Genomic DNA, 13506 nt, shown 5'->3' with positions numbered 1-13506 from the left:
CCCCTCTTCTGAGACGCAGCGCCTTGTGTTGAGAACTGCCCGGCGTATCGAACGCGGGGTGCAGAGGACTGATCGATCATGGCAAAACCCGTGAGTGAGTACACCCGCAAGCGCAATTTCGACATCACTTCCGAGCCCCCCGAAACCTCGGGCCGGGCTCGCAGCAGCAAAGGCAAGGCGCTGACGTTCGTCATTCACAAGCACGATGCGCGCAATCTGCATTACGACTTTCGACTGGAACTGGACGGCACGCTCAAGAGTTGGGCCGTGCCAAAAGGCCCGAGTCTGGACCCGAAAAACAAACGCCTGGCAGTGCACGTCGAAGATCACCCGCTGGGCTACGGCAGTTTCGAGGGCAGCATCCCCGAGGGGCAGTATGGCGCCGGAGACGTGATCGTCTGGGACCGGGGGATCTGGCAGCCCCACGGCGACCCTCGCGCCACCTACAAAGCCGGGAAACTGAAATTCACCCTGATCGGCGAAAAACTGACCGGCGACTGGGCCTTGGTCCGCACCCATTTGCAGGGCAGCGGCGACAAGGAGCAGTGGCTGTTGATCAAGGAAAAGGACGAGGCGGTGCGCTCGGCGGACGAATACGACATCGTCGCCGACAAGCCGGAAAGTGTGGTCAGCGGCGCGACGGTGGGCGAGGGCCGAAGCACGGCCAAAGCCCCGAAACGCAAGGCGGCCTCGGCGCCAGTAGCCGAGAAGAAGCCAGCGGCCTCAAAACCTGCAAGTAAGAAAGCGGCGACGAAGAAATCCAGCATCCCGGACAAGCTTTCCCCTCAACTCGCCACCCTGATGGACACCCCGCCGGCGGGTGATTGGCTGTACGAGATCAAATTCGACGGCTACCGAATCATGGCCCGGATTCGCGACGGCGAGGTGCGCATGATCACCCGCAACGGCCATGACTGGACGGACCGTCTGCCGTTGCAGGCCAAGGCCATCGCCGATCTGAACCTGGGCGACGGCTGGCTCGACGGCGAAGTGGTGGTGCTCAACGACGCCGGGCTGCCGGATTTTCAGGCATTGCAGAACGCGTTCGAGATCGGCCGCAGCAAGGACATCGTGTACTACCTGTTCGACGTGCCATTTCTCAACGGCGAAGACATCCGCGAAAAGCCCGTGGAAGAGCGTCGGGCCGCGCTGAAAAAGCTCCTCGGTCGGCAAGCCAAGGGGCTGCTGCGTTTTTCCGATGCCTTCTCGGCCAACCATCGCGACATCATCGAGAGCGCGTGTTCGTTGTCCCTTGAAGGCGTGATCGGCAAACGAGCGGGGAGCGTATATCAGTCCCGCCGCAGCCCGGACTGGATCAAACTCAAGTGCAAGTTGCGGCAGGAGTTCGTCATCGTCGGTTTCACCAAGCCCCAGGGCACGCGCAGCGGGTTTGGCGCGTTGCTGTTGGCGGTGAACGAGGAGGGCGCCGGTTTGGTATACGCCGGGCGAGTCGGCACCGGTTTCAATCAAAAGATGCTCGACGACATGTTCGGGCAGATGAAGACGCTTGAACAGGACGCCTCGCCTTTGGCGAAAAAACTCACAAGCGCCCAGGCCCGAGGGGTGCACTGGATCGAGCCGACGCTGGTGGGTGAGGTGGAGTTTGGTGAGTGGACCCGCGAGGGCATCATTCGGCACTCGTCCTTTATCGCCCTGCGCAGCGACAAGCCCGCGAGTGAAGTGGTCCACGAATACCCGCGCACCCCGAAAGACATCAAAGCGCCGTTCAAGCCCAAGGCCTCTAAATCAGGGGCTTCCAAGGCTGAAGAGTCGGCCTCCAAGCCTGCCCGCACACGCACGGCCAAGGACAAGATAGAAGTGGCGGGCGTGATGATCAGTCACCCGGAACGGGTGATCGACAAGGAAAGCGGCTTGCACAAGATTGACCTCGCGCATTTCTACGAATCGATTTCCGACTGGATTCTGCCGCATCTCGACCATCGCCCCGTGGCGCTGTTGCGATGTCCGGAGGGCGTCGAGGGCGAGCAATTCTTTCAGAAGCACTCTGAGCGGCTGGCGATTCCCAACATCAAACAGCTCGACCCTGAGCTCGATCCCGGTCATGCGCGGCTGATGGAAATCGACACCGTGCAGGCGCTGGTCGGGGCGGCGCAAATGGGCACCATCGAACTCCACACATGGGGTTCGACCTACGACCAGATTGAACTGCCCGATCACTTCGTCCTCGACCTCGACCCGGACACGGATCTGCCATGGCGCAGCATGGTCGAGGCGACGCAATTGACCCTGTCGGTGCTCGACGAACTGGGGCTGGATGCGTACATCAAGACCAGCGGCGGCAAGGGCATGCACATCCTCGTGCCGCTGGCGCGCAAGGCCGATTGGGACACGGTGAAAGCCTTCGCCAAAGCGCTGGCGCAGTTCATCTCGCAGCAGTTGCCGGAACGGTTCACCGCGACGTCCGGCCCGAAGAATCGCATCGGCAAAATCTTCATCGATTACCTGCGCAACACCCGAGGCGCCAGCACCGTCGCGGCGTACTCGGTTCGCGCCCGACCTGGATTACCGGTCTCGGTGCCCATTGCCCGGGATGAGCTGACCAGCCTCAAATCCTCGGCCCAATGGAACATCGCCAACCTGCAAAAACGCCTGCGCAAGCTCAAGGCCGATCCGTGGGCGGGGTACAAGAATACCCAGCGCATTACCAAACCGATGTGGAAGCGTCTGGGGGTGAAGGCGCCGAGTTGATGCCGCCCCACGGGGAGCTTGGCGTGCCATCCATTTTTGCGTCGCAGTTTGACCCGATCAGGACTCCCGGGAATCGAGACGTCGCCGCAATTGCCCCGGCGCCATGCCATAGGTGTCCTTGAACACCTTGCTGAACGCTGCTTGCGACTGATACCCCACCTGCGCGGCGATGTCGCTCAGGCCACTTTGCGACCGGCTCAACAACCCGTAGGCCATTTGCATGCGCACTTGGGTGAGCAGGGTCCAGGGCGAGCTGCCGCTGAGTTTGCCGAACGCGCGCACGAACGTGGCGCGGGACATGCTCGCCCGTTCTGCGAGGGTGTCGACAGTCCATTCGTGGGCGGGGTCGTCGAGCATGGCCTGCCACGCGCGTCCTAAACGTTTGTCGCCCAGCAACGCCAGGCTGCCTTCGCTTTGCGGCGACTGTTGCAGATGTGCGCGCAGCACCAAAGTGAACAGCGCCGAAGTCAGCGCGTTGACCATGAACTGGCCGCCCGGTCGATTGGCGTCCGCTTCGCTGCGCAGTAATGCGACGAGCGCGGGCAGTGGATCGCAGGCGTCCAGGGCTTGGGTCGAAATCAGCAGATAATCCGGCAGGGCAGAAAACAGCATCGAATGACGCTGATAGAGAAATCGCCCGCAGAGCAGGTCCGGCTCGGCACCGTGACCAAACCGCTGCACCGTCAACAGGCCTCCGGTCTCCAGCTGCGGTCTGGACGCGGGCACACGTGGGCCGGGACTGATCAACAGATGGCTCATGCCATCGGGCAATACGAGGATGTCCCCCGCGACCAGCTTCAAGCGGCGGCCATCGGAGAGTTCGACCTGGCACTGACCCGCCAGCACGATGTGATAGGGCGCGACGCCATCCGATTCCTGTTCGTGGTCCAGCGCCCAGTCGCCTTGAAACTGGCAGCGCAGATCGAGGCGTCCGCGGACGTCGGCGAGGGTGATGAGTGTGTCGATGGCGTGCATATGCGACTTTCTGACAAAGAAATGAGCCAAACGAGCAAGTTACAAATACCTGGTTGGCGGAGACTGTGCGTGTTCCCGGCGCAGTCTAGTCGCCGCTCTCAGGAGATACCACCATGTTCAGCAATTGGCCCGACCTCGTTTCCACCATCAAGCAATCCTTTGGCTCGTTGTCCAAATCCAACCCGAAAATGGTCAAGGCCTACATGGCCCTTGGCGATGCCTCGGCGGAAAACAACGTGCTAGACGCCAAGACCCGCGAATTGATTTCACTCGCCGTGGCCATCACCACCCGCTGCGACGGTTGTCTCGGGGCTCACGCCGAAGCCGCCATTGCCGCCGGTGCGACCCGTGAAGAAGTGGCGGCCGCCGCCGCGACCGCCATCTCGCTGAATGCCGGGGCGGCGTACATCTACTCGATGCATGCGCTTGAGGCGTTTGATGCGTTGAAGAAGTAAGGGGGAGCGGTCGTTGTGTAACCGTTCCGCTTGTTGATGAAGGCGTTATCGTTTCGTAGCAGTCCGGCTTGCCGGCGGTGGCGTCATTCAAATCGCCACCGCCAGCAAGCCGGACTGCTATTTTCAGATCTGCTCCAAAAACCAGTAACCAACGGCGGTCACGAGCATCAGACAACTGCTCAATATGGGGCCCGCTGTCCAGATACGCAGGCTCAGCGGCACATCATTAACGATGTCGCGTTGTACCAAGCCTCGCCTTTCAAGCAAACCTCGCATTGTGAAGACCAGCGCTATAGCGCTCAGCCTGTTCAATCGTGCAACGGGGCCGTTACCTTTCCAGACTGACTTTGTGCTCGAAACGATAAGGCTATCCGCCAAATGCCGCTCGGCAAGCGGGAGCTTCCAATAGGCCGAGTACATCAGAAACGCCAAATTGAGCAGTGTCAGTGCGCTGATAGAGACGGCGATCCACGCAGAATTGTCGTGGGTCATCGTTCGATGTGCTCAAAAAGTTTTTCCCCAGCCTGTTCACCGAAGTATGACCCTGCCTGGCCACCTGCGTATGCCGCTACAGAACCCCCTATTACGGCGCATGCCAATGTACCCATGCCTCCGGTTGGTATTCCTATCGCAATGCAAAAAGCCCCTGCCAAGTAGAGCCCAGCCGTACCGCCCACTGTCGCTAGCCCAATACCTACTGCTGCTTTTCCGCCCTCCACGTACTTAGCCTTGGTACATTCCTCTTCACGTCCGGTAGAGCAGGCTTCCCGAATCTCCAACGCCCCCGCGCCAACATCCAGTGCAATACCGACATAGGTCCCTTTGCTCATCGCACTGGCCACCCTGGAAACGCCTCTGACATTCTTTGCATATTCTGCGATCTCGCCAGTATGCAAATAGCTCTTGCTTGAAATCCCAAGAATGCGCTTCATCTTTCCTTGGTTATTCAGCCCGGTCCCGAACCGCCCGATGCCTTTCAGGAGAGTCTCCATCCGGGCGAACAATGTACGGCGTTGAGCAAAGAACGGGTCATTGGTCAATGCCCCGGATCTCCACCGCTGGTGCAGGGCTTCGATTTCCTTGAGCGTGCTCTCAACTTCCCTGAGGTGCTTATTCCACGCCCCGGTGCTGGCGCCGATCCCGATCGAGCCATAGGACATGATGCTTTGGAGCATGTCGAAGTTCCGGACCATGACGTCCCGCTCGGTGCCCGAGGTGCCGATCATGGACATGCGCACGTCCTGCGCCAGTTGCATCAGCTGCGTCTCTTCAGGCGTACACATGTGTGCAGGGCCGTCGCCCACGATCACGACTTCTCCGGGCATGACGACGATGTTGTTAAGGTACGGATTGAGTTGATCAAATTTCGGGCGAGCGCCGAGGGGGATGGCGAGCAGGTGATCGCGCAGGTAGTGGTAGGGCTGGGGGCGTTCGTTCACGAACGCGTAAGGTTTCGACACGGGAGTAGCCTCCTGCTTCAGCGAAATGAGGAGGCGACAATAAAGACGCGATTCGGCAAGTGTCATCAGCCCACCCGCCCAAAACGACCTGACTACAGGATTTTCGGAAAGCCCCTACACGGGGCTGCCCTGGAGGCTTACTTCAGGATTGCCCCGCCAACGCATTGATGTCCCGCGCTTCCAGCACCGGTTTCTCCGCCCCTCGACGCACGCTGTTGAGCATGGCCTGACCCAGGGTTTCGGTGGTCAGCACGACGTTCGGCCACACCCTACGCATCAGGGTGAGCAACGGGGCCATGACGGCGTAGAGGCTGCGGTAGAGCGCGGTTTTCGAGCGCACGCCGTTCAGGGGTTGGATCACCCCCGGACGGAACAGGTACACCGCCTTGAACGGCAGGCGCAGCAAGGCGTTTTCAGTCCGGCCCTTGATCCGCGCCCACAGGCTGCGGCCCTGTTCAGTGCTGTCAGTGCCTGCACCTGACACGTAAACGAAGGTCATCTGCGGGTTGAGCCGCGACAACGTGTGCGCGGCTGCCAGTGTCAGGTCGTAGGTCACGCGGGTGTACGCGCTTTCCGACAAGCCCATCACGCTCACGCCCAGACAGAAAAAGCACGCGTCGAAGCCTCGCAAGTACGCTTCGCAGTCGTGGTAATCAAAAAAGTCATCCACGATCTGTTCGCTGAGCTTGTAGTGACTTAGGCCGATAGGGCTGCGGGTGATGCTCACCACCTGATCCACGTCGGGTGCGGCGAGGCATTCGCGTAACACCCCCTGGCCGACCATGCCGGTCGCGCCGAACATCAAGACGTTCATGGCAGTGCCCTTAGTGTTGTGGCAACGGCGGCACGGGACCGCTGGCGTCGACGTCCACCGAGGTGCTGATGAATTTCCAGCGCTCAGCGGTTTCGGCACGATCGGCTTCAACGGGCGTCAGGTATTTGAGCGCGTCGCTGCCCAGCAACAGTCGAAGCGGCGGTTGTGGATAAGCAGCGACCTTGAGCACGACCTGTGCGACGCGGTCCGGATCGGCGTTTTCGTTGCCCGCGATTTTGCGCAGCACGCCGAACATCATGCCGACGCTGGCCTCGTAGGCGGGCATCACTGGCGTGTCGTGACCTCGTGCACGCACCGCCCAGTTGGTGCGCATGCCGCCCGGCTCCAGCGTGGTGACGTGAATCCCCAGCGGTTTGACTTCGGTGGCCAGAACGTCGGAGAAACCGCCAACGGCCCATTTTGCGGATTGGTAGGCGGTCATGCCCGGTGTCGCCAGACGGCCGCCCACCGACGAGATTTGAATGATGCGTCCCGCGCCTTGTTCACGCATCACCGGGACCGCAGCGCGGCAGAGGTTCACCACGCCGAAGAAGTTGGTCTCGAATTCGGTGCGGAAGGCGGCTTCTTCGGTTTGTTCGAAGGGCAGCATGTGGCCGAAACCGGCATTGTTGACCAGCACGTCCAGTCGCCCGAACGTTTCCACTGCCTTCTGTACGGCGGCCTTGGCCGCGACGGCATCGGTCACGTCCAGTTCGAAGGGCAGGATCTGGGCGCCGTAGCGTTCCACCAGATCGTCGAGGCGTTGAATATTGCGCGCGGCGGCGAGCAGCCGGTCTCCCGAAGCCAGAACGGCCTCGGCGATGTTGCGACCCAGGCCGCTGGCGGCGCCGGTGATCAGCCAGACATTGGACATGGTGTTTCTCCTGTAGCAAGTAGGGGTGTGAGTAAGTAATCACTCATTTATTAGCGAAAAAAATCAGTCCCTTGCAATTGCATTCCAGAACGCCACAAAACCTGCTTCGCAGTAACGCTCGGCGTGCCCGGGCTCATTGCTCATGAAATCCATGGTGGTGTCGGCCAGCGAGCGCATGATCGCGGCGGCGAAAGCCGGAGGTTGGTCGCGAAAGGCATTGCACGACGAGCCTTCGTGGAGCAGGGCGCTGATGTCGTTGAAGGCCTCGCTGCCAGCGACGCGGGTGGTGTCGGTGATGCGATCAGACATCATCAGCAACGCCATGGCCTTGCGTTTTTCAGCGTTTGCCGCGCCCCAGCCAACGTAGGTATGCCAAGCGTGGTGCAGGCGGGATTTGACGTCTTTGTCCTTGGGATAACCGGGGATCATCGCGTCACGCAACTGGGCCTTGAGTTCGAGGTAAACCTGGTTGAGCAGGTCGTCCTTGGTCTCGAAATAATTGAACAGCGTCCCCTCGGCTACCCCCGCGCTTTTGGCGATTTTTGACGTCGGCGCCCCCAGTCCCTGCTCGGCGAACACCCGCAGGGCAGAATCGATCAGGGCGTTGCGCTTGTCTTGGCTTTTCGGGCGGGCCATGGAAACATCATGTAATGAGTGAGTAGGTGCTCATTTATACGTGCAGATATGTTTCTCTGCAAGCGGCATCTGACTGCCCTGACGGATGGTGGCGGTTGTGCCGACTGCACACCTCACTGTGGAGGCGCGCTTCGGCAGACTGGAGGCAAGCGCAGACCCTCTGTAGGAGCGAATTCATTCGCGAATCGGTTCAGACGATAGAGATGTGTCGCGTGTATCGACGTTTCGTCGGGATGCCGCCCAAAATAAATTCGCTCCTACAGGAAAACCGTGTTTCGGCAGGAGTATAGGTGTCAGCCGCGATCGCTCTGTCGGCGCAGCGTTCACCGCGCAAACGCATGCCCATCGCCCACTTCCGCCGGGTAGAACTCGCCTTGAAGCCCCAGATCCTGCAGCCGCTGGCGCACGTCGTTTTCGACCTCAAGCACTTCTTCGGGATTGTCGATGTCATCGACCACCAGCCAGACACCGTGCATGTTCTGGTCGTGGCAGCCTTCGCTCATCATGTCGTGGGTGAAGGCCAGTTCGGAACGCCAGAGGCATAGTTCATCTTCTTTATGCCCGCTTTCCGCCAGCGCCTGCGCTGATGTCAGCCAGACTTCCTTGTAGGGCCGCAGGTCTGCTTCAACGAGTTCTTGCAGAGTGATCACTGTCTTCATGTCGGGGCTCCAGGGTCAGTGCTTATTGTGTGACGCGCAACGGACGGGGTGCGTTCCCCCGAACCTGTCCCGCCAGACGAAATGGCCATTGAACCGACGCCGACCTTGCCGGTCGATCAATCAATGTCCGATCGAGGGGCTGGCCATGAATCATTCAACGCTGTTCACCCGCAGGCGCTTGCTGGCCCTCGCGGCAGGGGTTTCAGCGGCGCTGGTGTTCGACTCGGCCGCCGCTGGCGCCGCTTCATCCTCACAGGCGACAACGCCTGGCACTCAAGGAGGTCGCAAGATGCTCACCCGAAACATTCCTTCCAGCGGCGAAGCCCTGCCGATGATCGGTGTCGGCACGTATCGCGGCTTCGACGTTGCGCCAGGGAGCGATGAATACAAGGCACTGCCCCACGTCCTTGATGAGCTGTTCATGGCCGGGGGCACGGTGATCGACAGTTCCCCCATGTACGGCCGGGCCGAGCAAACCACGGGCGAACTGCTGTCGATTCATCAGCCGCGTTCCCCGGCGTTTCTCGCCACCAAGGTGTGGACCCGCGGGAAGCGGGAGGGCATCGCGCAGATGGAAGATTCCTTTCGCCTGTTGCAGACCGACCGTATCGACCTGATGCAAATCCACAACCTGCTGGACTGGAAAACCCACCTGCCGACCTTGCGTGCGTGGAAAGAGCAGGGCCGCATTCGCTACATCGGCATCACCCACTACACCTCGTCGGCCTATGACGAGGTGGAAGCAGTGCTCAAGGCTGAGCAGCTGGATTTTCTGCAGATCAATTACGCGCTGGACGACCGGGCGGTGGAGGCGCGGCTGTTGCCCTTGTGTCGCGAGCGTGGGGTGGCGGTCATCTGCAATCGACCGTTTGGCGGGGGTGGGTTGCTCGGGCGTCTGAAAGACAAGCCACTGCCCGGCTGGGCGGGGGAAGTGCAGGCGACCAGTTGGGCGCAACTGGCGCTGAAGTTTCTGATCTCCCACCCCGCGGTCACCTGCGCCATTCCGGGGACGGGCAATCCCAAGTACATGAAGGACAACGCGGGCGCGGCGATGGGGCCGTTGTTGACCGATGCGCAGCGGCAGCAGCTGATTGCGCTGGTGGGGTGAAAAATCCTCTGAGCTTCAGGCGGTTACGACAGGGTAGGGCGCACTGGGCGAAAGCGTCGGTTCACAAACAGATGCTGCACTTGAAAAACGCCTTCGCTGCCGTCGTAACCTCCGGCGTCTCCCACAGGTCTGTGATCGACGTCTCACTTGGTGTGGGCTTTTGGGGGTTACGACGACAGTGAGTGCCTTAATGCTTCACTGGCGCAGGCAATGTCACCAGGTTCACGTATTCATCCCAGAACTTTGGCTGGTCCACGGCGTACACCACCTTGGCCTTTCGCGTCCCCGCAGGCGCTCCTTTTTTGTAGCCCAACGAGCGGCCGTAGTCGGGGCCGAAATGGGTGTCGATGTCGATCCACTCATCTTTCGATTCGGTCACCAGTTCCGGGTGCACCAGATACAGGGCGGGCAGGCTGTCCCACGTGAAGCTGTGGTAGTTCGGGTCCTTGGTGAACTCAGGGCCGAGCACGGTTTTGTACAGGTCCGGGATCACGCCGCCTTTGCTGACGATGCGCTGGTACACCGACGCATTGAAGGTGACCTTTTCGCACACGTCATTCGGGAAGATCACGTGTTCAATGGGCGAGCGCAGGACGATCTTCGCGGCCTCCGGGTCGAACCACCAATTGAACTCCGCCGCTGGCGTCGTGTTGCCAGGGATTTCGAAGGCGCCGCCCATGTACACGATGCGTTTGATCAGCGGCACGATCTCGGGTGCGCTGCGAATCGCCAACGCAATGTTCGTCAGCGGGCCGACGGCGAGAATCGTCACTTCGTGAGGGTTTTTCTTCACGCTGTCGACGATGAACTGGGCCGCGGACTCGTCGCGCAGTTTTGTGTGGGTCGCCAGACCGTCCGGCGGCGCGATCAATTCTGAGGCCGAGGTCGGGCGAGGGTGTTTGAACGCCCCCGGCCAGCCCGCGCCGAACAGGGCTTTTTCCTGTTCATAGGTGGCGAAGTCGTGAAGCAGCGGGTAGGCCGCGCCTGAGTACACGCCGATCTCCTTTTCCACCCCCATGCGCTCGACGGCCTTGAGGGCATCGACCTGTTCCTGATCGACCCAGGCGTTGCCGCTGACCAGCGTCATGCCCAGCAGGTCGATGCGCTTCTGCGCGTGCAACTGCGCCAGCATGATGAACGCCTGACCGTCATCGTTGAGGACGTTGAAATCGGTGTCGAAGATGATCTTTTCCGCTGCCGACAGCGAGGTAGCGGACAGGCCCAGGGTGAGGGCCAGGGCGCAGCGTTTGAGGAATGCCTGCATGGGTGGGTTCGTTCCGTGGTTGTTATTGGATAAACGCCGAAATCTGCTTTTGATTCTGCCCGAAGGGCGTGGGAGTGCCGGGGTGGCGCTCCCACGGCCTCCGGCCAGAAGCAAGATTGCGTCTAGCGATTCACCAACTTCGCCGGCAATGCCACCACCAGCAGGCTGCTGAGAATCAGGCACCCGGCAAAGAACCACAACGCCCCCGCGCTGCTGCCGGTGACGTCGATGGCGATGCCCATCATCGAGTTGCTCACCAGTCCCGCGATGTTCGCCAGCGAGCAGGCCAGCGCAAAGCCGGTCGCGGCAGCGCGGCCTTTGAGGAAGGTCGCGGGCAGGCTGAAGAACACCGGCACCGCGCCGATGATCGCCGCCGAGGCAATGGCGAACAGCACCACCGTCGCGATCACGTTATGGGTGAAGAACGGGCTGGCCGCCATGGCCACGGCGCCGATCCAGAAGGGCACGATGATGTGCCAGCGACGCTCACGACGGCGGTCGGAACTGGCGCCGATCATCAGCATGCCGATCAGGGCCGCAACGCTGGGCAGGGCCGTCAACACGCCGATGTGGAAGGTGTCCGTGACCCCGGCGTTCTTGATGAAGGTCGGCATCCAGAAACCCATGGCGTAGGCACTGAGCAGGATCGAGAAGTCGATGCCGCCCAGCATCCACACTTTCAGGTTGAAGAAGCCGTCACGGAAGCTGTGCTTGCTCTCCTTGCCCTCGGCATCGTCCAGACGCAGTTCGCCTTCGAGCAATGCCTGCTCAGCGGTGTTCAGCCATTTGGCGTCTTTCGGCGCGTTCGGCAAGGCCCAGAAGGTCAGCACGCCGAGCAACATGCTCGGGATGCCTTCGATCAGGAACAGCCACTGCCAGCCGCGCAGCCCGGCGGACTGATCGAAATGCCCCATGATCCAGCCCGACAGCGGCCCGCCGATGACGCTGGACAGCGGCAGGCCGATCATGAACAGCGCGATGATGCGGCCGCGACGGTAGGTCGGGAACCACGTGGTCAGGTAGAACAGTACCCCTGGCAAAAAGCCCGCTTCGGCGGCACCGAGGAAGAAACGCAGGACGTAGAACTGCATCGGTGTGCTGACGAACAGGGTGCACACCGACAGCGCGCCCCAGGTGATCATGATCCGGGCGATCCAGATCTTCGCCCCGACTTTCTCCAGCACCAGATTGCTTGGCACTTCAAAGAGGATATAGCCGACGAAAAACAGCCCGGCGCCGAGGCCGAACGCCGTTTCGCTGAAGTGCAGTTGGTCGAGCATCTGCAATTTGGCGAAGCCGATGTTGATGCGGTCCAGGTAGGCAGCCAGGTAGCAGAAACACAGGAACGGAATGAGCTTCCAGGTGATCTTGTGGTACAGCGCTTTGATCGGGTCCGCAGCGTCTGTCGCGGCGGTTTCTACATTCGCAGAGGGCATGGGTGTCTCCTGGCGGTTCTTCGACCGGTGAGCGCGGCTGGGGCAGATCTTGCCTGCGTTCGCTGCGTTCTCATACGGCTTGTTGTGGTTTTTGTTTGCCGCACATCAAATGCTTTGGCAAGCACCGGAATGGCGACTTCCAAAGGCAGTGTCAGAAGACTGGTCAAGCCTGCGTCGTGGACGACGAAGCCTGGCCAGTTAATGCGTATTCGGGTTACGCGACCAGCGCTCTGTGGCCTGGTTCTGCGACCGGACATCCGTTTCGGCCGGTGTTGCGTACTGCGATCAATCTGTCGATCGCCTGACCCCTGTGGGAGCGAATTCATTCGCGAGACGGTGGTGTGACCGACACATCTCCTGGGTCTGAACCCTTTTCGCGAATGAATTCGCTCCCACAGGTTTGGGCCGAGCCTGACGTCATTTGTTGAAGTGGCTGATGGCCTCTTGCTTGCTGACCACATCGCCGTACTTGCTGTCGATGTCGAACAGGTTTGCTTCATGGGGATCGGGATGGCGGTCACCGACGCATTCGCGCACGACGATGGTCCTGAACCCGTGCTGCACGGCGTCCACGGCGGTCGCGCGGATGCAGCCGCTGGTGGAGCAGCCGGCCAGCACCACGGTGTCGATGCCCTGGGCGTGCAGCATCGATGCCAGCGAGGTGCCGAAAAACGAACTGGCGTATTGCTTGCTGATCACCACTTCCTCGGGCAACGGCAATACTTCTTCGCAGAACGCCGCGAGGGGGTTGCCCTCGACCATGTCTTTCATCACCGGCGCTTTTTTCACCCACATGCCGCCGTCGGCGAAATGCGTCGGGTGGTAGCGGATGTTGGTGTGCACCACCGGGATGCCATGCTGCCGGGCACTGGCCAGCAGTTCGACGCTCTCGGCCACGGCGCTGACCACGCCGGGCGCAAACAGCGGTGCGCCGGGTTGGGTGTAGCCCTGCATGAAGTCGATCATCAGCAAGGCCGGTTTCTTCCCGAAGCCGATGCGATTGCCCCAGACGCCTTGGTAGTTGGCGTCGGCGCTTTGGTGGTTGCTCATCCCGCTCTCCTTGACCCGATTTGACGCCTGATGGCGTTTTTGTGAGAGCCTGCGTACTGCGGCTGG

General features: G+C 60.9%; 13 protein-coding genes. 3 read left to right on the top strand and 10 right to left on the bottom strand.

The features are described from left to right. Nucleotides 1-78: 78 nt before the first annotated feature. Complete coding sequence (gene ligD, locus ACIQAL_RS08180) at nt 79-2709, top strand: DNA ligase D (RefSeq protein ID WP_401144301.1); 2631 nt, start codon at nt 79-81, stop codon at nt 2707-2709. Nucleotides 2710-2766: 57 nt separating this feature from the next. Here the strand turns inward: ligD and ACIQAL_RS08175 are convergent, their stop codons facing one another. Further along, on the bottom strand, nt 2767-3684 hold the full coding sequence (locus ACIQAL_RS08175; protein WP_401144299.1) for an AraC family transcriptional regulator: 918 nt from the start codon (nt 3682-3684) through the stop codon (nt 2767-2769). A 113-nt stretch (nt 3685-3797) separates the two neighbouring features. On the opposite strand from ACIQAL_RS08175, the gene ACIQAL_RS08170 reads away from it, so the two are divergent. Beyond that, entirely contained in the window at nt 3798-4139 is a 342-nt protein-coding gene (locus ACIQAL_RS08170) for a carboxymuconolactone decarboxylase family protein (protein ID WP_166594903.1), read from the top strand. Between the two features lie 123 nt (nt 4140-4262). Here ACIQAL_RS08170 and ACIQAL_RS08165 read toward each other — a convergent pair whose 3' ends face one another. The 6 genes from ACIQAL_RS08165 to ACIQAL_RS08140 form a co-directional block, all read right to left on the bottom strand. Beyond that, entirely contained in the window at nt 4263-4631 is a 369-nt protein-coding gene (locus ACIQAL_RS08165; RefSeq protein ID WP_401144297.1) for a hypothetical protein, read from the bottom strand. Then, nucleotides 4628-5665 carry a hypothetical protein gene (locus ACIQAL_RS08160; RefSeq protein WP_401144295.1) on the bottom strand — a complete coding sequence of 346 codons (1038 nt, stop codon included), beginning with the start codon at nt 5663-5665 and terminating at the stop codon, nt 4628-4630. The genes ACIQAL_RS08165 and ACIQAL_RS08160 overlap by 4 nt, the downstream gene beginning before the upstream one ends. A 76-nt stretch (nt 5666-5741) precedes the next feature. Continuing rightward, nucleotides 5742-6413: an epimerase gene (locus ACIQAL_RS08155; RefSeq protein ID WP_401144293.1), complete on the bottom strand. Its 672-nt coding sequence runs from the start codon at nt 6411-6413 to the stop codon at nt 5742-5744. Between the two features lie 10 nt (nt 6414-6423). Beyond that, nucleotides 6424-7287 (bottom strand): SDR family NAD(P)-dependent oxidoreductase, encoded by an 864-nt coding sequence (locus tag ACIQAL_RS08150; RefSeq protein ID WP_401144291.1) that lies wholly within the window; start codon nt 7285-7287, stop codon nt 6424-6426. Between the two features lie 63 nt (nt 7288-7350). After that, on the bottom strand, nt 7351-7923 hold the full coding sequence (locus ACIQAL_RS08145) for a TetR/AcrR family transcriptional regulator (RefSeq protein WP_401144289.1): 573 nt from the start codon (nt 7921-7923) through the stop codon (nt 7351-7353). A 323-nt stretch (nt 7924-8246) separates the two neighbouring features. After that, nucleotides 8247-8582, bottom strand: coding sequence for a hypothetical protein (locus tag ACIQAL_RS08140; protein WP_166594908.1), 336 nt, complete (start codon nt 8580-8582; stop codon nt 8247-8249). A 145-nt stretch (nt 8583-8727) separates the two neighbouring features. Here ACIQAL_RS08140 and ACIQAL_RS08135 point away from each other — a divergent pair, with 145 nt between their 5' ends. Then, nucleotides 8728-9690, top strand: coding sequence for an aldo/keto reductase (locus ACIQAL_RS08135; RefSeq protein ID WP_401144286.1), 963 nt, complete (start codon nt 8728-8730; stop codon nt 9688-9690). Nucleotides 9691-9877: 187 nt separating this feature from the next. On the opposite strand, the gene ACIQAL_RS08130 is transcribed toward ACIQAL_RS08135, so the two are convergent. From ACIQAL_RS08130 to ACIQAL_RS08120, 3 genes are all read right to left on the bottom strand, one after another. After that, the gene (locus tag ACIQAL_RS08130; protein ID WP_401144285.1) at nt 9878-10954 is read right to left on the bottom strand and encodes a nucleoside hydrolase; all 1077 of its coding nucleotides are present in this window, start codon (nt 10952-10954) and stop codon (nt 9878-9880) included. A gap of 122 nt (nt 10955-11076) precedes the next feature. After that, nucleotides 11077-12390: an MFS transporter gene (locus ACIQAL_RS08125; RefSeq protein ID WP_401144283.1), complete on the bottom strand. Its 1314-nt coding sequence runs from the start codon at nt 12388-12390 to the stop codon at nt 11077-11079. A gap of 417 nt (nt 12391-12807) precedes the next feature. Further along, nucleotides 12808-13440: an N-carbamoylsarcosine amidohydrolase gene (locus tag ACIQAL_RS08120; protein WP_401144282.1), complete on the bottom strand. Its 633-nt coding sequence runs from the start codon at nt 13438-13440 to the stop codon at nt 12808-12810. Between the last annotated feature and the right edge of the window lie 66 nt (nt 13441-13506).

Origin of the sequence: Pseudomonas sp. NPDC088368 (assembly GCF_044753445.1) — a bacterium.
Lineage (GTDB): Bacteria > Pseudomonadota > Gammaproteobacteria > Pseudomonadales > Pseudomonadaceae > Aquipseudomonas > Aquipseudomonas bambusae.
Note: the sequence above shows the minus strand (reverse complement) of the source record. Positions and strands in the feature narration are given on the sequence as shown.